At 66.4% G+C, this 20925-nt stretch carries 12 protein-coding genes and 1 pseudogene; 9 read left to right on the forward strand and 4 right to left on the reverse strand.

The genetic code is table 11. The annotated features are described in order from the left end of the window. Window positions 1-404: 404 nt before the first annotated feature. The gene (locus FSW04_RS13975) at window positions 405-1142 is read right to left on the reverse strand and encodes a PilZ domain-containing protein (protein ID WP_146920255.1); all 738 of its coding nucleotides are present in this window, start codon (window positions 1140-1142) and stop codon (window positions 405-407) included. An 872-nt stretch (window positions 1143-2014) separates the two neighbouring features. On the opposite strand from FSW04_RS13975, the gene FSW04_RS13980 reads away from it, so the two are divergent. Then, window positions 2015-3907: an HD domain-containing phosphohydrolase gene (locus FSW04_RS13980; protein ID WP_146920257.1), complete on the forward strand. Its 1893-nt coding sequence runs from the start codon at window positions 2015-2017 to the stop codon at window positions 3905-3907. A 661-nt stretch (window positions 3908-4568) separates the two neighbouring features. On the opposite strand, the gene FSW04_RS26085 is transcribed toward FSW04_RS13980, so the two are convergent. Next, the gene (locus tag FSW04_RS26085) at window positions 4569-4766 is read right to left on the reverse strand and encodes a hypothetical protein (RefSeq protein ID WP_187368776.1); all 198 of its coding nucleotides are present in this window, start codon (window positions 4764-4766) and stop codon (window positions 4569-4571) included. Between the two features lie 848 nt (window positions 4767-5614). Here FSW04_RS26085 and FSW04_RS13985 point away from each other — a divergent pair. From FSW04_RS13985 to FSW04_RS14000, 4 genes are all read left to right on the forward strand, one after another. After that, window positions 5615-5893 (forward strand): hypothetical protein, encoded by a 279-nt coding sequence (locus FSW04_RS13985; RefSeq protein WP_146920259.1) that lies wholly within the window; start codon window positions 5615-5617, stop codon window positions 5891-5893. A gap of 3 nt (window positions 5894-5896) precedes the next feature. Further along, entirely contained in the window at window positions 5897-6310 is a 414-nt protein-coding gene (locus tag FSW04_RS13990) for an ester cyclase (protein ID WP_146920261.1), read from the forward strand. Between the two features lie 508 nt (window positions 6311-6818). Further along, entirely contained in the window at window positions 6819-7427 is a 609-nt protein-coding gene (locus FSW04_RS13995) for a hypothetical protein (protein WP_146920263.1), read from the forward strand. A gap of 1410 nt (window positions 7428-8837) precedes the next feature. After that, the gene (locus FSW04_RS14000) at window positions 8838-9890 is read left to right on the forward strand and encodes an HDOD domain-containing protein (protein ID WP_228430468.1); all 1053 of its coding nucleotides are present in this window, start codon (window positions 8838-8840) and stop codon (window positions 9888-9890) included. A gap of 1116 nt (window positions 9891-11006) precedes the next feature. Here the strand turns inward: FSW04_RS14000 and FSW04_RS27880 are convergent. Next, a pseudogene (locus FSW04_RS27880) lies at window positions 11007-12308 on the reverse strand (IS1380 family transposase). Window positions 12309-12646: 338 nt separating this feature from the next. Here FSW04_RS27880 and FSW04_RS14015 point away from each other — a divergent pair. Then, window positions 12647-13477 (forward strand): transcriptional regulator, encoded by an 831-nt coding sequence (locus tag FSW04_RS14015; RefSeq protein ID WP_146920267.1) that lies wholly within the window; start codon window positions 12647-12649, stop codon window positions 13475-13477. On the opposite strand, the gene FSW04_RS14020 is transcribed toward FSW04_RS14015, so the two are convergent. Beyond that, window positions 13371-15425 carry an HD domain-containing phosphohydrolase gene (locus tag FSW04_RS14020; RefSeq protein WP_146920269.1) on the reverse strand — a complete coding sequence of 685 codons (2055 nt, stop codon included), beginning with the start codon at window positions 15423-15425 and terminating at the stop codon, window positions 13371-13373. The two genes, FSW04_RS14015 and FSW04_RS14020, sit on opposite strands and share 107 nt — an antisense overlap. A gap of 376 nt (window positions 15426-15801) precedes the next feature. Between FSW04_RS14020 and FSW04_RS14025 the strand changes: the two genes are divergently transcribed. Genes FSW04_RS14025 through FSW04_RS14035 form a run of 3 tightly spaced genes read left to right on the forward strand, consistent with a single transcriptional unit; the run spans window position 15802 to window position 20129 of the window. Then, the gene (locus FSW04_RS14025; protein WP_146920271.1) at window positions 15802-17550 is read left to right on the forward strand and encodes a sensor histidine kinase; all 1749 of its coding nucleotides are present in this window, start codon (window positions 15802-15804) and stop codon (window positions 17548-17550) included. A 28-nt stretch (window positions 17551-17578) separates the two neighbouring features. Continuing rightward, entirely contained in the window at window positions 17579-18016 is a 438-nt protein-coding gene (locus FSW04_RS14030) for a response regulator (RefSeq protein WP_146920273.1), read from the forward strand. 1 nt (window position 18017) lies between these two features. Then, window positions 18018-20129, forward strand: coding sequence for a putative bifunctional diguanylate cyclase/phosphodiesterase (locus FSW04_RS14035; protein ID WP_187368777.1), 2112 nt, complete (start codon window positions 18018-18020; stop codon window positions 20127-20129). Window positions 20130-20925 lie beyond the last annotated feature (796 nt).

Below are 20925 nucleotides of genomic sequence, written 5' to 3' on the forward strand. Positions count from 1 at the left end.
GGATTTTGGAACCGCTGCGGTGCGTTCACATCTGGCCGCTGAACATCAGCTGAGAGCCTCCGCCTGTTATAGAGACCTGCTGACCAGACCTAAGTCGTTAGGCCAGCGTAAGGGGCCACGGGCTCGCCGCCGCCACACCTGTCGACGAGCACCAGTGGGAGGACCATTGGATCCGCGAGTGGCGACACGGGGATTCGGTTCAGCCAGTCGGCTGCCGCTGTGCTCCAGAATGGACTCCCGGAGGACGCGATGCGGGCCGAGCCTTGTGTTTGCGCCCACGTGTGAAAGCAGTCCTTGCCATCAACTTCGGCGATCGGGACCAGCCCCGTTCCGGCGCAGCAACCCCATCGAGGCGACGACGCCGCTCACTCGGAAACGGGCACTGCACGCCACCCACGCCAACGTCATGACACCTGGATGTCGACGCGATTGCGAGACGGACCTTCCGCTTTGGCGTAGCGATCCTGTGCTTCCTGAAGGTCGACCGTTGGTTTCGCGGCCAGGCCTGGTGACCGTTGAGCATCGTCCTTGAGGCGGCGCTGTTCATCGTAGACCGCCAAAGTGAGAACCGTGCGATCGGCATCGCTGATCTCGGTAAACGCCAGCTCTCCCGAGTTGTCGCCGCTGCGTACTATCCGGGCGCTGCCGCGGATGGGTGAATGACCCGGGACGGAGAGCATGAACGCGACATCCTCTTGCCCCACATCTTCCACGATGGCTGCAGGCACCGTCATACCGTCACCGCTGATGCTCAGGGTCCTTGTCTCGTGGCGCCCGACGGGTGTCCACAGCCGCAAGCCGGCTGAGATCGGTGCACGGACATACTCGCGTCGTAGCAGCAGCTGGGGCACACGGCGATGGTCAAAGCGCCATACGGTGCCAGCTTCATCCTGGCGTGAGAAGCCGAGTGACCCAAGTAGCCGCCACACGTCGTGGTTGACGAGGTACTCAACGGTGGCGTCGGTCGCGCCGGGTTGAGTCAGCTCGTGCGGTAGTGCCCCCCGCGCGGCTAGCAGGTCGATAGAGTCGGTGGCGAGGCTGTCCGCGTAGGCTGCGAAGCTCTGCCCGTCAACAACGATCCGCACGGCGTCGCCCGGACTGGGACGATCACCCCATCCCAACGGCTGGTCAGAGCCAGCCATGAGCACGGCGAGTCGCGGTGAGCGTGGGCCTACGTGTGTCTGTCCTCGCAGCTTGTGGTCCAAGCGCTCGCTGCCGTCGCCGGGCGCCTCGGATCAAGGACCGAGCCCGTTGGATCGGCCTAGTCGCTGGCCCGTTGCGTGAGAGGCGTTCCTCCGTGGAGCGCAATATAGTGCGCCCTCCTGATCGGCCGGGCCGCCATTCGGGCTCCGAGACCTGGCTGAGAAGCTCATCGGCGCTGTCCGTGGTCTTGACCATGCGCAGCCTGTGCGGGTCGCCCGTGCCGTACGTGAGAATCATCGCCTCGGGTAGCTCCAGGATGAGCGCAGTCCATCCGCGCCACCCATTCGGGCGCCGCACGATCGTGCGGGGCGTGTAGATGGTCGTCCATCCGTGCTCCGGGCATCGCGGTCAGCCTCCCGCTCGGATCCGGACTCCAGGGGTTGCCGGCATCAGAATGATGGCTACCCTTCGCGACACTCACTAATCTGAAGGACGTGTAGAGGTGAAGAGCCCGTCTGATGGCTGACGAACGACGCAGCGCGCAGCCTTTTGGCCCGCGGAGCACGAGGGACATTCCCGGGAATCAAATGCTCCTCTCCTAGGAAGAGGGCGCCGGACCCAGACTACGTATCTCGAACCTGTGGTCTGGCACAGCCCGGTGCAGCCGTCGACCGGGGCGTTGGCGAGCTTGCTGAGCCCAGCGTCGATCGGGAGGTCGCCGTCGACGGCGCGGGCCGACTTCGCCGCATGTCGGTAGCTGCGTGTGTGTGGTCTTCGTCGGAGCGTCGACCAGCCGTAGTCAGACCGGACCAGTGTCAGATGCGCTGCCTAGCCCTGTAGCTAGCGATGCAGGGAGCCGATCATGTAGGTCATGGGCAGGATGACACCGGCTCGATTGACCAGGCTTGCCGACCCGACGATGGTCGCAGTCATCGTCGTCGGGGTCATGGCCGGCACCGTGCTGTTGGGCTGGGCGCTTGGCGCCGATGTCCTGAGGAGCGGTTGGCCGCGCACCGTAGCTGTCAAGCCCAACACTGCAATCGCCTTCCTGTGGAGTGCTCTTGCGCTGGCGCTCCTTTCCCCGCCGAGCGTCAGCCGGCGTCATCGCAGGGCGGGACGGTCGCTGGCGGCGGCGGCCGGCACGCTCGGTGCGCTCAGCCTCGCCGAGTACATCGGCGGCATCGATCTCGGTGTCGACCAGCTGCTCTTTAGCGAGACGCCCGGCGCGGTCGGCACGTCCAACCTTGGGCGTATGGCCCCCAACACGGCTCTGAATTTCATGCTCCTGGCTGGTGCTCTGTTTTGCTTGCACCCGCGTCGTGACTGGCAGTCCTGGGCCATGGTCGCGCTGGGCTTGCTGGTGGCCGTGCTGGCCGCGGTCGCCCTGATCGGCTACCTGAGCGGCGTCACGTCGCTGTATGCCGTCAGCAACGTGACGCAGATGGCGATCCCGACCGCGATCGCGTTCTTGGTGCTCGTAGCCGGCATGTGCTGCGCGCGGCCGGAGCGCGGGCCGCTCAGACTGGTCAACAGCGACACGGCCGGCGGGACAGTAATCCGCGTGGTCTTTCCTGCCACGGTAGCGCTGCCGCTGCTGCTCGGCGTGCTGCGTCTCATCGGCCACAACGCGAGGCTGTATGACGCGGACACCGGGACGTGGCTCATGGTCCTTGCCATGATGTTCCTCCTGGTCCCGTTGACGTGGGTGCTAGCCGCCTCTCTGGATCGTTCCGAGTGTGCACTCCGTCGTAGCCGGGTTATGCGCCAGGAGGCGCAGCGCGAGCGTGTGGCCTTCGAGGAGGCACCGATCGGCAGTGTGCTCACCACGCCGGACGGCACGATCCAACGCGTCAATGGCGCGATGTGCGAGATCATTGGCTACCGCGCGGATGAGCTTCTCGGTCACTGCATCTATGACTTCACCCACGGTGAGGATCAGCAGCTGACCCGTGCGACCGTGCGCGGGCTCTTGGACGGGGAGGTGGGCACGTTTCGCATCGACAAGCGCTACAGGCATCGTGATGGCCACGTCGTCGACGCCCACGTCGCCATCACCGCGATCCTCGACGAGGACGGGCGGGTCGGGCAGCTCTTCGGACAGGTTCAGGACATCTCCGACGCTCGCCGCGCCGCCGACGACCTGCAGCACGCTCAGCTTGAGACGCTTGCGCGTCTTGGCGCCGCTGCCGAATTTCGCGACGATGACACCGGTCAGCACACACGCCGCGTCGGCGATCTCTCGGCCGCGATCGCGGAACGTCTCGGCCTGCCCGCTGCCACCGTCGCGCTATTGCGCATGGCTGCCCCGCTGCATGATGTCGGCAAGATCGCAATCCCTGATGCTGTGCTGCTCAAGCCCGGTCGGCTGACGAGTGACGAGCTCAACCAGATGAAGGCCCACACGACCGTCGGCGCTCGGATGCTCAGTGGGGGAGCCTTTCCGCTCTTGGAGATGGCCGAGCAGATCGCGCTGACGCATCACGAACGATGGGATGGGTCCGGGTATCCCGCTGGCCTCAGCGGCGAAGGAATTCCGCTGGTCGGCCGCATCGTCGCTGTCGCGGACGTCTTTGACGCCTTGACCCACGCCCGTCCGTACAAGAATGCATGGACGGCCAGCAAAGCCATCGCCGAGATGCGTCGGCAATCAGGCCGCCAATTCGATCCCACGGTCTTGGCCGCGTTCCTCGAACTGCGGTACCCCACGACGCCGACGGACGCACGCCGCCCTCGCCACGCGCCGCTCGTCACCTCTGCCGCCTAACTCCGGGAACCGTCGACGCTGGCACACGCGGATCGTCCTGCCGTCGTCTACCAGGTGGTGAGGTTCCTTACGGTTCGATCCAGGCCTTGGGCCGCTATGACGGATTAGCTGGCGGACGCGATCCTGCGCGGACTGAGCGGCTCAGCACGCCAAGCCCCCTATGCTCGAGGGCGCGATCATGCCGGCGGGCTGATCCTGTGTGGCGGCCTCGGGCACTTGACGCGCGGCTTTGGTCCTCCGTTGCGTCCCACGGCGGTAGGGCGCGTTGCATTTGAGGTCTAGTGTCGTGTCGCAAGCCGGGGCGTCGGGATTCTTGGTCTTGCGACATCCGTGATGTTGTACAAACATAACTAGTAGACGACCAAGATCGGTCTCCGCGGAACCCCAACCGGCGCAAGGGCGTGAATAACAGCCATAGATCGTTGCCCGGAAGACGACGCCCAATGCGCATCCCTGTGCCGGGGAGCTCGTCGTTTGATCTCGGAGCTCGTCGGTCGTTCGCAGGTTCAACTCGCCTAACCGGCCTGCTGTGGGCGAACCCGTGCATCTGGTTACGCTCTTAGTCCGGCGATCCGGAGCGTGGCGCTGTTGCGCCCAGCGCGCGCAAAGCGTCTGATGCCGGCGCTCTGCTCGGTGTAACGCGCGATTCGGTCCAGCGGCGTTAGGTCATTGTGGGGTAACGCGGCGGGTCAAGGCGAATCGCGGCGATGTCCTGCGGCGGCGGCAGCTTTGCAAGCGTGGCACGGATGATGTCCATGAGGTCGTGATCTTCATGACCCAAGTCTGCGAGCAGCGCGCGCAGCGCAGTATGCGTGAGCTTGAGCTCAGAAGGGGTTAACTCGAGGTGAAAGGTGTGCATTACGCACCTCCAGATCCATCGTCGTGCCATATGGTACAACGCCCGCTGTGTCTCAGCACCGCTGATGTGCTGAACTCGTCGCAGTAGGGAGGTCGGGCTCGATTCGACGCACAGCGACCGTGGCGCATGTCGATGACGCCAGAGCTCTCCTGAGCGCCACGACGCAGTTGCGGTTCAGCGGAGCTCGGCGTCAACTGCCGCTGTTTTGGGGCCGCGGCCGCGTTGTTGGCCCGGCTGGGGTGGCAGCGCTGTTCAGCCCATCGAGCGGGTACTCATCTGCATCGGTCGGCCGGCAACGGAGGGACGATGCGCGAGACCGTCTAGAGACCTTCCACGCAGTACGGCCGCCTGGCAGCCGCCGGTGTGGGACGTGGATCTTCCCGAGCCGAGGGCAACGGCTGACCGGCACAGCGCTTAGCTCGCTGGGACGGAGCCGGGCGTGAAGTGCTGTGGTCCTCAGATGGGCATCTCGGCGACGGCCCATCAGTCGACTGTGCTGGTCGTCGGCTCGGCGCGCCCTGTCCGCTGGTGTGCGCCGGGCCCGTCGTCGGTGGGTCAGCCTCGCTGGCTATGCGCGCACCCGTCGCGAACGTAGATAGGCGACCGCTTCGGCTGGCCGCGCTGCCGTCGGCGGCCTGGGCGGTGAAGTCTGTGCAGGCTTCGCGCAGCTTGACGGACGACGATGCGACGGTCGAGATCCTGGTCCGGCCTCCGGCATGTGTCGGCGAGCGGGCGCTTGGCGCAGCGGTTGCTTTGCGCGGGGCGCGGTGGGAAGCTTGTCTGTGAGGGCGAATGGGAGCGCGCCGAGCCAGACGGAGAGGAGCTTCGAGATGGCTGTTGGAGTGCTGATGGACTTTCCCGGCGGCGACACTGCTGCCTATGACCGCGTGATCGAACGGATGGGGCTGGCTGACGGCAAGCCGCCGGCGGGCGCGCTGTTTCACATGGCCGGCGCGACCGACGAGGGCTTCCGCGTCGTCGACATCTGGGAGTCGGTCGATGCCTACAGGCGGTTTGCTGAGCGACAGATCGGACCGTTGTCGTCGGCGGAGGGCTTTCCGTCTCCGCGGGTTTCGATCTGGGAGATCCACAATACGATGAGCACCTCCCCGCTGGTGGCAGCCTGAGTCATGACCCGCACCGAACTTGCGCGACGCTTCTTCGAGGATGTGTGCAACGGGCGCCGGCTTGACGTTGCCGACGACATCCTCGCGGCGGATCACGTCTACCACGATCCGCAGAGCCCGTCGCACGGAGACGGGCCAGACGGCATGAAGCAGACTGTCGCGCTGTATCAGGACGGTCTGCAAGGGCGCTGGGAGGTCCACCAGATCGTTGAGGCCTCAGGACACGTGACGGTCCGCTGGACCGGTCACGGCGTCCATGACGCAGAGATCTTGGGCATCGCACCGACCGGACGTGAGGTTCATGTCGACGCGATCACCCTGCTTCGTATCGACGGCGAGAAGATTGCCGAAAACTGGACCTGCTGGGACACCCTCGGCATGCTGCAGCAGATCGGCGCCGTCCCCGCCCCAGCCTGAACCGCACCGAACGACAGCCGACCGGGCTGCGCTCAGACCTGGTCGGCCGTCGGACTAGCCGAAAGCCGGCAAGGCGTTGTGACTCGCGGACGCGGAGTCGATGTTCGAGCCGCCGCCGCCGCGCCGTTGCCGCGTTGGGGAGCGAACCGTCAGTGGCGTCGAAGATCTCGATCCCGAACGACGGGCCGCGCCTAGCTCAGCAAGCACCTGCCGGTGCCCGGGACCAATCTAGGGCCGCTACCTACTGGCTTGCCGAGGGCGTCATCGGGCTCGGCTTCACCCTGAGCCGGGCCGCCTGCCGGCGGCCCAGCGTCCAGCTGTTCGGCATGGTCCGGGCCACGGTCTCGGCCGGTGCCCCGCGTCCAGATTGCCGGTGTGCCGGACTAGATGCCTGTTGCTTGGCGCGGTGTGGTGCCGGGGAGTAGCCTCGTTTGCGTCCGGACGCGGTGAACGAGGAGCCGAAACGGTGGTTGCGTCCCTCAGGCGCTATCTCTTGCTCAGTGGATCGATGGTCGAGCTCGGGTCGCGGGTTGATCGCGGCTTTGCGGAGTCGCTCATCGGTCAGCCGGGATTTGAGTCTTATGCGCTCTTGGACTGCGGCGACGGTGACGTGATCACCATCACGGTCTTTCGGGATGCGGTGGGCGCGCAGCGGTCGGCGGTCCTTGCCCGGGAGTGGGCAAAGGAGCACCTCGACGACTTGGCATTGACGCGCCGGGAGGAGCTGCTGGGCGAGATCCTCGTCAGCCGGGCGAGCGAGGAATTGCTCGAGCCCGTCCATGCCACTAGTGCGGGCAGGTTCGCGAGCCTGCGGCGCTACACGATGGCCAGTGGGTCGGTTCCCGAACTGATGCGCGGTGTCGACGACGTCTTCGCCGACGCGATCGCAGATCTGGACGGGTTCGTCGACTTTGAGGTCATCGACACCGGTGGCGGCGAGCTGCTCTCGGTGACCGTGTTGCGTGACCGCGCGATGGTCCTGGAGACCGACGAGATGGCGCTGCGGTTCGTCACCGAGCGGCTCAGCCGCTTCCGGCTGCAGCGCACGGAGGTGGTGGGCGGCGAGGTCGTGGTCAGTCGAGCGGTAGCCGAGATGCTCGAGCCGACGCACGCTTGACATGCCACAGACTTGAGAGCTGCTGGCCGGACGCCGTTCAGCGGACAGACCCCAGCTGAGCAGCGAGGAGTTCTTGCGGTAGAAACGGTGGCCGCCTGGGCGCCCGCGCTCTGGCCGCGGGCCGGTGCGCATAAGCTCTGCACGGCTACCGTGCCGGGATGCCCCGAGGTAGAACGGGTACGGCGTACGTCGTCTTGGCGCTGATGGCCACGAGGTAGCCGGTCGGGGCGCGGCCGCGCCGCAGGCGAGACGGCGGCTTGGTCGTCGATGGCCTCGACGCGGGTCAAGGGCCACGAGATTGGCCGTCCTGGCTTCGGTGAATCGTCGTGATCGAGTCCCTAGCTCCTGAGCGCGAGCCGGGCGTGGCTCACTGGCCGAGCGGTGGCGACGACTGCCGACGGCCATCCGCGCGATTGCCGGGCTGGTCAGGTGCCGCGCCCGCCCGTGCAACCCGTCAGCGCCAGTGCTCTGACGCACCAAAGATCGCAGAGGGCTGATTGATCGCTTGGACCAGGAGTGAGGGCGGCGGATTTGCGGCTCGCGGTGAATAGGGGGTCATAGGGAGCCGCGATGGCTATCTGCCGTCATCGCCTGGGCGTGGTTTTGTCGTCAACCCGACCGGCGCGCGAGGAGCGTGGCCGGGCGAAGCGTCCGCGTGCAGGTGCCGCGGCCGCCGCCCGGTGGCAATGGAAGGACGGCGGCCGCGGCTGTACGACGCCCTGTCCCGAGGGTGTCGCCGGGCGACGCTACTGGGGGAGCCCCTAGCGGATCCGATGGGCAGCAGCGACGACCTCGGCGGCACGAGGAGAGAGAGTGCGTCCCGCTCCCCAGAGAGCGGGACGCACTTGGCCAACCGGGATGTCCCTTCCCAACCGAGCTGTTCGGCTCGACGGGTTTGGTGTCGCTGCGCCATAGTCAGAAATCTGACGCAACGGTCAGTGGATGCGCCAAGTTTGCTGAGTTATCGCTCAGTAGTCAGCGTCACTCGGTGTATCGTGACGCCTGTGTTCGTGTCACAAGATGGGCGCCGCGGGTTCTTGGTCTGCGACCACCCGTCGTGTAGGTGCTCGAGCGATCCCTTCGTGGTCCATCCGGGCCGCTTTCTGCCCGACGGGTGGGCGCTGTCGGTCCGGTTCCATGGACGAGAACTGTCCGGTCACCTGTGCCCGCGACACGCAGACGCCTTCGCTCGGCGACGTTAGTGGCGCGGCGGCACGGGCGTCCCCGGAGTCATCGACGATGGCATTTGATTGACCGCCGGTCCTGCGGGGACTGTCTGGGTGCGTGCTTCGTCTTTCGTGATCCGTCCAAGGGTGCCGATAACCGGGTCGTACCGACGGGTCGGCCATGGCCGTGCCCTGACCAACGGAGCCCAGAGACGACATGCCCCCCGCCGCAGCCTCCACCGAAGTGACCTCATCGTCCGCCGACGTCCAGCGCCGCCACAACGAGGGCCATGGCCGTCGCCTCACCGCGGCGTTCGAGGCCCTGGAGGCGTTCCCGGCACTGGCCGAGTCGCGCAACCGCCTGCTGCGCGTCGTGCGCCAGGAGCGGATCTCGACCGGTGAGGTCGTCGCCGCGGTGGAGTCCGACGTCGCGCTGGTCATCTCCGTGCTGCGCCTGGGCAACCAGGTGGAGGGCAAGAGCCGCGGCAAGGTCGAGTCCGTCGTCCAGGCCGTCGACCTGCTGTCCCCCGAGGCCGTGCAGGCCCTGGCCACCCGCGCCCGCACCTTCGACTTCTTCGAGCGCTCCTCGGTCTGGGACGCCGCGCCCGAGCGCTTCCGGCTGCACGGCGTCGCCACCCAGCGCGCCGCCGACCGCCTGGCCACCGAGGCCGGCTACGAGGACCGCGACCGCCTCATGGTGACCGCGCTGCTGCACGACATCGGCAAGCTCGTGCTCATGCACGCCTACCCCGGCTACCCCGGCCAGGTGCACGGCAACGCGCGCACCCCCGAGGAGCGCATCCATCGCGAGCGCCGCGAGCTGGGTGTCGACCACGCGCTGGTCGGCGGCGTCCTGGCCCGCCGCTGGGGCCTGCCCAAGGCCGTCGCCTCGGTCATCGAGCGCCACCACGCCGACGACGCGCAGGGCGAGGCCGCCTTCGTGCGCCTGGCCGACATGCTCGCCCACTACTCCCAGGGCAGCGCCGTGTCGCCGACCGAGCTGCTCAAGTGCGCCCGCACGATCGGGCTCGGCCCGAGCGAGCTGCGCGCGGTCATGTACGACCTGCCCTACCCGACGACCGGCCGCACGCGTCAGATCGACCCGTGCCCGCTGTCGGGCCGTGAGCTCGAGGTCCTCAAGCGCCTGGCCGAGGGCAAGGTCTACAAGCAGATCGCCCTGGAGCTGTCGCTCTCGACCTCCACGGTCCGCACCCACCTGCACAACATCTACGGCAAGCTCGGCGCCGTCGACCGCGCCCAGGCGGTCCTCATCGCGACCGAGCGCGGCTGGCTGTAGGACTGGCGGCGGGCCGCCTCGAGGTCGCGACCGCCACCGAGCCACGCTGGCCGCAGTCGCGCTCGCTGACGTCGCTCCGAACGCGGGGATCGTGACGCGCGCGGGTCTCGATCACCCACTCGATCCGAGGAACGAGACCGACGACGGTTGAAGCTCGGCGGAGGCGTGGGACGCCGGTTCGGGGGCGGTGACCGCCACCGCGAGGCGGACCAATTTATCGGGGTCGACATGGCAGCAAGAAGGACTCTGCCGCGACGGTCGCCGCCGTCGTGGCCGACGATTGCGCGTGCGGACGCGGCTGCTGACCCCGACCCCTTAGCAGCCGGAGCGGTCGCTGACATCTGCGCCGAGATCGCGCATCACGGCCCCGTCCGAGTCGCGGAGCTCCTTTTTGTGACCCCGCCTGTTTGCTGAGAGGGCCGAGATGCTCGAGGACCGGTCCGTCACGGTGTCGAGTTCCCGCAGAACGATGCCCGGCTCGTCCAGGCTCATCGACCCTATAGAAGTCGATCCGCGAGAGCCGCCTCGTTCACGACGGCCCCCGAGGTGCGCCGCGTGATGTAGGACCTCGCCGGGCTCGTCCTGTGGTCCCGCTGACGAGACTCTCGCCTGACGAACGGGTCGCGGACCGCTGCGAACGGACTGAGAAGGGCAGCGGCCCGCGACCGTTGTCGAGCGCCCTATGCAACTTGCTCGCGAGTCGGCGGCGACGTTGCCCAAGGGGCAGCCTTTCGACCGCGAGACCGTCCCGAGGGTTCGCTCGCTGTCAACACGCTACTCATGGGGCCGCTGACGAATGCGCCAGTCGCCGCGTCCTTGAGACCCCAGCGTGAGTAGTGGCCGCTATGCGACATCGGCGCACGGCTCGCGGTCTCCTAGAATTCGCGATCTCCTGCCGTGCTCCCCTGAGCCCGGATCCACCGATTGGGACCGGGTGGGTGCACCGAAGCGGCGTTTCGGGGTGCTCGGAGGACGGCGCCGGCTGGTATGGGCGCGGATCGGGCCGCCAAGGCCGGGTTGAGGCCTTCGGCGGGTGTCGGTCTGCCGTTTGCGCCCGGCGGTGATCGACGCCTTGGACTCGCTGGCGTTGTTGGTGTTGAACGTCGGTGCGGTGGTTCAGGCGGCGGGGAGCGCGCGGATGCGGTTGAGCGCGTTGAGGTAGTCGCCGTGCCAGGGCCAGCGGGCGGGCAGGTGCAGTGTCCATCCGCGGGCGTGGCTGGTCAGGCGGCCGGGGACCTCAAGCAGCCGACGCCGTAGGGTGCGGGCGGCACGGATCGTGGTGTTGGGCAGCCCGAGTAGCTGGGTCCATCTGAGCAGGTTGTGGGCCAGGCAGGCCAGCACGGTCCAGGCGCCGTTGGCGTGAAAGTGTCCGGAGGGGAAGTGCGCGAGTGCTTGGTCTTTGAGATCGGCGATGACCTGTTCGACGACGGCGTGGTCGCGGTGTTCGGCCTCCACCGTGTGGAGGTCGTCGGTGCGGTTGGTCAGAAGGCAGAAGTGGCGCCAGTCGGGCCACAGCTCGGCCTGCGGGCCGACCAGGCGGGTGCGCCGGACGACCAGCCGCCGTCCCGCGTAGGTCGTTTCGGCGATCTGCGCCAGGCCCCCGTCGGGGTAGTCGATCGCCAGCCAGGCATCCGGGTCGATCGCCTCGACGGCCGCCTTGACCGTCTTGATGTTGCGCACGCCGATCGAGTACTACCAGTCCTTGGCCTCCAACAGCTTGAACACCTTGGTGTTCCAGAACCCCGAGTCGGCGCGCAGCAGCTTCGTGCCGGTGGCGCCGGCGCGGTCGACCCTTGCGATCAGTTCCTCGCAGAAGCGCTTGATGCCCTTCTGCGTGTTGGCCGATCCCTTCCTGAGGCGAATATGCAGCGCCTCGCGGGTGTCGGCCCTGGTCGCGAGGATCGGGTGGTAGCCAAAGAGCTTGGTGTAGCCGTAGCCCGCGCCCTGCTTGGTCTTGCCGCATACCTGCCCGACGAAGCTGTCGACATCGACGATCAGCCTGCGGTCGCCGGGGCCGGCCCCGGCCTGCCACGCCCGGGTCAGCGACTCGGCCAGCAGCCGATCGAGCTGACGCACGTGCCCGAACGTAAACGCCCGCAGAAACGTCCCCAGCGTCGAGGGCGCCGGCAGCCAGCCGCCCAACAGCCGGCGGGTGCGCCCGGCCCGCAGCACGCCGCAGTCATCGATGCTGTCGGCGCCGAGCACCATCGCGAACACCAAGGCCATCACCTTGCGCCCCGCGTTCGCCGCCCCGGGCCGCTCGCGCCGCAGCGCCACCAACCGTCCCGCCAGCGCCTCGACCCCCAGCCGCTGCGCGACCATCGCGACGAGCATCGCCCCGGCATCGCTGACCACCCGCTCGTCATCGAACCTGACCGCCAGAGCGTCCAGTCCGACGGCCTCGTCATCCTGCACCATCAAGGTGACCTCCTGACGCAGGCCGCGACCGCCACGAACGGCCGCTTTCTTCCTGCTCAGGAGGTCATTCTTGTCCACGCCCCGGACGCCACCGTCCTACCCGACCGGTGGATCCGGGCTGAGACCTAGCGGGAGTCTGAGGGGGCCACGTCCATCGAGACCGCGAAGAGCGACAGGACGCCGCGGCACGACGTTCACTCAGCGGTGGATCACGCGCAGGCTCGGGGGGCCGGCCTGCGCGGGAGGTGCGTCCCGGGTGCCTGGGTGTGTTCAGGCCGACGACAGGAAGACCCACGAAGCCCATCACCGCGATCGATGATCCTCGTTACGTCAAGGCCATGAGCCACCCGGTACGGGTGCGGATCATGGCCATGTTGTCGGAGCGCAAGGCGAGCCCGAACGAGCTGTCGCAGTGGCTGGGCACCACGCTGGGGGCGACGGCCTACCACGTGCGCACGCTGCACAAGCTGGGGTTGATCGAGCTCGTCGACGAGACCCGCGTGCGCGGCGCCGTCGAGCACCACTACAAGGCCAGAGCCCGCCCGAAGGTCACCGAGGAGACCTGGTCCAGCGCGTCCCCGGTCGCCAAGCAGGCGGCCGTCGGCTCGGAGCTGAAGATGCTCGAGGACGTGGCCAACGCGTCGGCCGCCTCGGGTGGGTTCGACCGTGCCGACGCGGTCCTGGAGCGCCGCACCGCCCGCGTCGACGAGCGCGGCTTCAAGGCGCTGGCCGCCGAGGCCCACAAGTTCCTGGCGCGCGTGGAGAAGATCGAGGCCGAGGCCGAGCGCCGCCTGGCCAAGGCCGGTCACAACGGCGCGCTGGACGCCGGCGTCGTGCTGTTGTCCTATGAGTCGATCGCGCTCGGGGACCAGATCCCCGAGTCGACGAAGAAGAGCACCCGCTCAAGCGCCCGCGCCGCCGCTGAGCACGCTTGGTCACAGGGCGGTCATGGTGACCGTGGGTCACTGCCGGCTCTCGACAAATCCCTTGGTAAGCGCCGCTGCCTCCTTTGCTGCCGGAAACACGTTTGGTCGGCCAGGAGGATGCTCCTTGGCGTTTGGCTCATATCCAGCCCTGTTCAGCGCAGAGCAGGACGGCTTGGGCGCGGTCCTGGACGCCGAGCTTGCGGTAGGTGTTGTGGAGATGAGTGCGAACAGTGCTGCTGCTGAGGCTGAGCGCGTTCGCGATTTCGCCGTAGACCTTGCCGGTTGCCAGCTCTCGGACCACGGCAAGCTCTCTGGGGCTGAGGGGGCACTCGGATGTGATGATGCGCTGTTGGTCGCCGCTGCTCGGAGCGTCGCGTTCGTACATCAGCGTGCGGAGCTGACTGTGGCTCAGGCCGATTGTGGCCGCGGCCTGCTGCAGGGTGTGTGGCTCGAGGTCTTGGCCGTGGGCGTAGTGGGCGAGGAGGTCAGCGAGACGCACGATTCCGGCTGCGCCCGAGGCGGCGGTCTTGTGGTGGTTTTCAACGATCGAGGCCAAGCGGTTTGGCAGGCCCCACCGCCGGATGAGCACGCCGCCCACGGTGGCGTGGTCAAGGCCGAGTTCGTGACGTTCGGCCTGTGCCCGAGCGTCTGGCGTCTGGGCCTGTCCGTGCTGGGCCTGGGGGTAGCCGGGGTAGGCATCGGCGAGGAGCAGCTTGCCAACGTCGTGAAGGAGTGCAGCGACGAGCAGGTCGTCGTGGGCGGCCTCGGGGTCCAAGGTTCGGGCGATGCTGGCAGCGACGTGCTTGACCGAGACGGCGTGGAGGCGCATGCGCTCCGGAGGAGCGGGCCAGCCGGGAAGCTGTTCAAAGAAGTCGACGACGGAGATGCGTAACGCCAGCTGTTTGACACCGTCGGGCGAGATCATTGCGACCGCCTGCGGAATGTTGCTGATCGTGCTGCGTGGTCGCGCTTGTTGGTTGGCGACTCGCAACACGGCGATGGCCAGGGCCAGATCGGACTCGATGGCCGACACCAAGCGCCGTGTCGTCGGCCGGCCGCCTTCTAAGACCTCGATGAGACGATCGCGCGACTCGGTCAACGCTGGCATGCCCTCAAGCCGCTCAAACGCTGCTGGCATGCGGTGCCCAGGCCGCCCCCCAGGCGAGGTCGTTACAACGGCTTGCCCGCGGCTTCGCGGTGTCCTAGATCTGGCTGCTGTGGGCGTGATACCGCGCTCGGCGCAGTCTTGACGTAGAGCGCGGACGACGGCAGGATCGAAATGGGTTCCCGAGCCCGAGCTGATGATCGTCAGCGCTTGGCCTGGCGCCAGGGCGTTTCGGTAGGGCCTTTCGCTGGTCAAGGCCCGAAAGGTCTCGGCCACGGCGATGATCATGCTCTCCGTTGGAATGTCGGGCGATCCGATCCCGGCCGGGTAGCCCGAACCGTCTACGCGTTCGTGATGCATCCGGACGATCGCGGCAACCTGCTGGAGGGTGGGCACGTTGGCCAGAGCCTCGGCTCCCCACTCGGGATGACGCTGCACCACCAATCGCTCCTGTGCGTCTAACGGTCCCCGTTTGTGCAAGATCCGGTCGGGCACGCCGATCTTGCCCACGTCGTGGAGCCGTGCGGCCGTGGCCAAGTGCTCGAGCTGGTGTGTATCGAGTCCCAATCGACGCCCCAACCGTTCAGTCAAGTCGACCATGAAACGGCCATCGATGGCCGCGTAGCCGTCGCGCAATTCAAGCAGCGAAGCCAGCGCTCCTACTGCGGTGTTTGCGCCCCGAGCGAGCCGCTCGCGCTCGTGGGCTGCCGCGCAGATCGTGCCGGCGAGATCGACCAGACCCGAGAGAACCTTGAAGTTGGGCTTCGTGGTGATGCCATCAAGCCAGATGACGCCCTGATCAAAGGTCAGGACCTTCTCCCTCTGGCTGCCAAAGCGCCCACTCTCGTGGGCCGACACGCGGTCCAAGACCGTATCCAGCGCTTGCGGATCTGACACGAAACCATGCTCGGCCGCCAGCCGGCGCTGCCCATCACCGTCTTCAACGACCACCACCGACCGGGCCGCGCCCACGACTAGCGCCGCGTGTCGCGCCAACACTTTCAACAGGGCATCCGACCCGCGGCCCTCCGACGCGGCCGGAAGCTCCACGGTGCTTGGGCCGGCCTTACTGGACGAGGCTTGCATGCGGCTACTCAGAGCGTTGCGTGTGGTCCACTGAACTGGTTCCCGATCGTGTTCGGGCTCTGCGCGTTCGCGTCAGGGACATGAGGGCGGTGTATCAGTGCTCCGGATGACCTGGCGGCGGCCATCCGCTTTGCAGAGTAATCACGACCAAAGTTCAATCTGGCCGTGCGCCGGCTAGTTGCTGGTCCGTCAGACGCAGGACCCAGCACGGCATCCAATTCGCCCTGCTACAGACATGATTCAGGACAGATGGGCTGGTGTGGTGCGTCCGTCGACAACGGCGGACAGATTCGCTTTAGCTTCACGCGGGCAATGTCGATAGCACGCAAAGTGGCTCGTATCGATCAGGAGTTCGGAGTAGAACGGAGCTGTGCCGGTGGGTTCGGGTCCTGTGGAAACGCGGTCTGACGGGCAATCGGCCAATCTTGTGGTGGGGTTGGTGGCGCTGGGGCTAGTGGCGGTCCTGGTCGTGCTGGGAGTTCAGCTTCATGCGACGCAGGCGGCGGCGCGAGATGACGCAAAGACCCGTTTCCGTTTGAGGGCCGAGGTCACCGCCGCGCTCACGCAGGCCGTGTTCTCCTCCGCCGCCGAATCGCCGGAGACGGCCAAGCGTTACGGCTCCGCGGTGGTCAGCGACCGGGCTCTAGATCGCGCCGTCAGGCAGGGCGGCCTGCGATATCAGGCGTTGCTGAATGATGAGGGACAGCTCATCGCCAGATCGCGCGCGGTGAGCGGCGCCTCACAAGCGGGGCTGCTGTCGCGCTCCCCATCACTTCTTCGCGCCCTCCAAAGCTCCCCCTACGCGTTGTCAGACGTCGTGCACAGTGGGCCCGGCGGCACGCCCGTTATCGACTTCGCCGTAGCGCTGAAGACCCCCTATGGCCGGCGAGTGCTGGTAGGTGGCTTGGTTCCGGGCGCGATCGGCACCTTCGTGAGCGACTACTTGAGGCGCATCCCGGCCGCTGTCGGAAAGGCGTACGTCATCGACGGTCGCGGTACCGTCATCGGCACGTCTGATCCGCGGCCCGTCGTGCGCCAAGCCACACAGCCAGGCTTGCTGTCGTCCGCCCGCCATGGCCACCAAGGATCGTTTGGCCAGGACGGGTACTTCGTCGCTGTCCCGGTGGCCAGCAGGTGGCGTGTCGTGCTCACGGTCCCGGCGTCGCAGCTCTTCGGGTCGGTGTCGGGACTACGTAAGTGGGTGCCCTGGCTGATCTTCGCCGCCCTCGGCCTGGTCGGCCTGTGTTCGTTGCTCCTGTTGCGGCGAATGCTTGCCGGGAGGGCCGCGCTCGCCCGAGCCAACAGCGAGCTCGCGGAGAGCAACGCCAAGCTGCAGGGCACCAACGCGTTGCTGCGCCATGCGGCTGAGCTGGCACGCTCAAACGAGGAACTTGAGAGATTCGCCTCGATCGCCTCCCATGACCTGCAAGAGCCACTCCGCAAGGTCCAGACCTTTGCGGCGCAGCTCAACGTGCGGGAGCGTGATCGCTTGTCGGAGCAGGGCCAGGACTTTCTTCGCCGAATGACGGCGGCAGCGGGGCGCATGCGGACGCTCATCGACGATTTGCTCATGTTCTCGCGCGTCTCGACCCAGGGCCGTCCGTTCGTCACGGTCGACCTCGCCGATGTGCTCGACGAGGTGCTCTTGGACGTCGATCACACGGGCGCGCAGATCATCACCGGGGATCTGCCCACCATCGACGCAGACCCTGTGCAGATGCGTCAGTTGCTGCAGAACCTCCTCGCCAACGCCTTGAAGTTTCGACGCGAGAACGTCGTCTGTGAGATTGCTATCGCCGCCCGAGTGGTCGACGGTGTCGCCGATCTGACGGTGACGGACAACGGCATCGGGTTTGATCCCAAGTACGCCGTACGCATCTTCCGCGCGTTTGAGCGGCTGCACGGCACCTCATCCTACGCGGGCACCGGGATCGGATTGGCTCTGTGCTACAAGATCGTCGAGCGCCACCATGGCACGATCACCGCGGACAGTCGTCCCGGCTCCGGTTCGGTGTTCCGCGTCAGGTTGCCCGTCCAGCAGCACGTCAGCTCTGCACCCCAGACGCCGGCACCATCGGCGACGCCAGCAGAGATGAGCTTCGAAACCGTGCCACCACGTGTCTAGCGCGCGCGACCGCTTAGTCACCATCCTGATGGCAGACGACGATGAGGACGACCGTCTCTTGACCGCCGACGCGCTCAAACGCTCACGACTACGCAACGAGATCCGCTTTGTGGTCGACGGCGAAGACCTGATGCATTACCTGCACGGCGAGGGCATCTACGCCGCCGACGGCATCGAGGCGCCCAAGCCGGGCATCATCCTGCTCGATCTCAACATGCCCAAGAAAGACGGCCGCGAGGCGCTCGCCGAGATCAAGGCCGACCCGGTCCTACGCAGAATTCCCGTGGTGGTGCTTACGACCTCAAAGGCCGAGGAAGACATTTTCCGCAGCTACGACCTAGGCGTCAACTCCTTCATAACCAAGCCAGTGACCTTCGAAGGGCTTGCAGAAGTCATGCAGACCCTTGCTCACTACTGGTTTGACCTCGTCGAGCTTCCTCAGGACGGCGAAAATGACATCACCTGAGGTGCTGCGTCTGCTGCTCGTCGAGGACGACGAGGACGACTACGTCATCACGCGCAGCCTGCTCGACACGCAACGCCGCGTACGCTTCGACATCGACTGGGCTCAGAGCTACGACGCGGCACTCAACGCGATCCGCGAGGACCGCCACGACCTCTACGTCGTGGACTACCGCCTGGGGCAGCTCACCGGCCTCGATCTAATCCGCGACGCGTGGGGAAGCGATCCCAAAGCGCCGGTCATCCTGCTCACCGGTCAGGACGATTACGAGGTCGACTTGCAGGCTACCCGACTCGGCGTCACCGATTACCTGGTTAAGGGCAGCATCGATACGCCCAGCCTAGAGCGCACGATCCGCTACGCGGTACGCCATCACCAGGCGATGCTGGACCTGCGCCGAAGCGAAGAGCGCTACGCCGTCGCTGTCCGTGCAACCAACGACGGCATCTGGGACTGGGACCTCGCCGCCGGCAGCATGCATTTCTCGCCCCGCTGGCGAGCGTTACTGGGCTACAACGAAAATCTGATCTCAGATACGCCGGCCGCATGGTTCGATCTCGTTCATCCCGATGACATCGACCGGCTGCACTGCGCGATCGACCACCACCTCGCCGGACGCAGCGCGCACTTCGAAAACGAACATCGCATCCTCCACGCAGACGGTCGGTGGCGCTGGGTCCTGAGCCGCGGACTGGCCACCTACCATCCCTCTGGCGAGGCGGTCCGCTTAACCGGGTCACTCTCGGACGTCACCGAACGCCACGACGCTCAACAACAGCTCGTCCATGACGCCCTGCACGACAGCCTCACCGGATTGCCCAATCGGATCCTGTTCATGGACCGCCTCGCGCACTGCCTGCGCCATCACGAGCGAGACCGCGATTCTCACTGCGCCGTACTGTTCATCGACATCGACCGGTTCAAGCTGGTCAACGACAGCCTGAGCCATGCTGCGGGCGACTGCGTCCTCATCGAGCTGGCCCGCCGTACCAAAGGTGTGCTTCGACCAGATGATACCGTCGGACGCCTAGGCGGTGACGAGTTTGTCATCCTTTTGAACCGGATCGAGAGACTTACTGACGCCGAGGCCACAGCGAACCGCGTTCAGCGGTCCATTGCCGAGCCGATACACGCCGAAGGACGCGAACTCATCATCACGGCCAGCATCGGGATCTCCCACAGCGGCGCGGAGATCACTGCCGGCGCCGACGAGTTGATTCGCAGCGCCGACATCGCGATGTATGACGCCAAGCGCAAGGGGGGCGCGCGCTGCGAGGTGTTTGATCCCAGCATGCGCCAGCGGCTGGTCAGTCGCGTTTCGCTGGAAGCGGAGTTACGCGAAGCGATCGACACGAGGCGCATGCGAGCCTTCTTTCAGCCCATCGTTGACCTCGGTACCGGCACCATCCGCGGGTTTGAGGCTTTGGCACGCTGGCCTGCTGGACCATCCGAGGTGTCACCGGCGCGGTTCATTCCGGTCGCCGAAGAGGCGGGCCTGATCGGCGCTCTGGGTCGTCTGATGCTGCATGATGCCTGTCGCACACTCGGCGACTGGCGCGGTCGAGGTGTGGTCGAACGCGACACAACGGTCAGCGTCAATGTCTCACCTAGGCAGTTGACCGATCCCGCCTTAATTAATGAGGTGCGTTCTGCCCTGGCTGACAGCGGTTTGCCGGGGAGCAGCCTCGTCTTAGAGATCACAGAGAGCACCCTCATCGAGCGGCCCGAACAAATCAGGGATAAGCTGCACGAGCTGCTCGCCCTCGGGGTCCACATCCATCTAGATGATTTTGGCACCGGCTATTCGTCCTTGACCGTGTTGCACCACTTCCCTGGCAACACACTCAAGATCGATCGAGCGTTCGTCGACACTCTCGCTAACCGCGAGGAGAGCCAGGTCATCATTCGCTCAATCATCGGACTCGCCCACAACCTCGGATTGCGCGTCATCGCCGAGGGCATCGAGCACCCCGGCCAGATCGAAGTCTTGACCACCCTGGGCTGCGAGTACGGCCAAGGCTATTACTATGGGCGACCGCTTCCCGCAGCCGATCTCGAATTACTTCTTGCTGACGGTGGCACGCGCCATGTGCACAGTGTCGCCGTCCGGCGCTGATCGGCAGCGACTGACGACACGCTGGCCCAAGCCAGCCGCAGCTGCCATGGGGCGTCCAGTAGATGTCAGGGCGCGGGCGTCAGGTGCGGCGGCGAAGACCCATGAGGCTGTGGGCCGACCTCGTCGAGCGTTCACCAGCCCTGAAGGCGCGCCGTGGGGATCGCACCGTGCTGTGACGGCGAAGTGGGCGCCCAAGGATGCATTGCGCCTGGACGGCGGCGGACCCGCCAAGCGGCCCCGCCGTCTGTTGGCGACCCGGGAGCCCGGGCACATTGCCGGTTGGCGGGGCCGACACGGCGACAACAAGGCAATGATGCTGCAGCGCGAGACATCTCCCTTGGGCGATCCATGACTGGCAAATCACCGCACGCGGTCTCCGCCAGTCCTAGCGTCACACGCGGGCCTACACAGTCGACTGCTGGTGGAACGCTTCGTTGTGAGAGTAAAGCCGTTCTAGCTTCCCCGGCGCCAGGACGGCGTAGGTCTGAACGCCTGTCCGAGCGCGACGGGAGACGATGAATAGCTGCTGAGCTGAACTCAGATACCCGGTGACACGGGAGGCATGTTCGTCGCATGGTGCCGCTGCCGCGTAGATCACCGGAGACACATGGACTGTCCCGTCACCCTCAACGATCACGACGACGAACATCGGAACGTTGGTGTCGGTCTCGAGTTCGGATCGCACCGCGTCGATCAGGCGGCTGTACCCTAAGGTCGGAAGTGCATTCGGCATGTGTCTCAGCACAATCGACCCTACCCATCGCGTTTCCTAAGCGAGCATGGAGACCGTATGACG

This window comes from Baekduia soli (genome assembly GCF_007970665.1).
GTDB classification, from domain to species: Bacteria; Actinomycetota; Thermoleophilia; order Solirubrobacterales; family Solirubrobacteraceae; genus Baekduia; species Baekduia soli.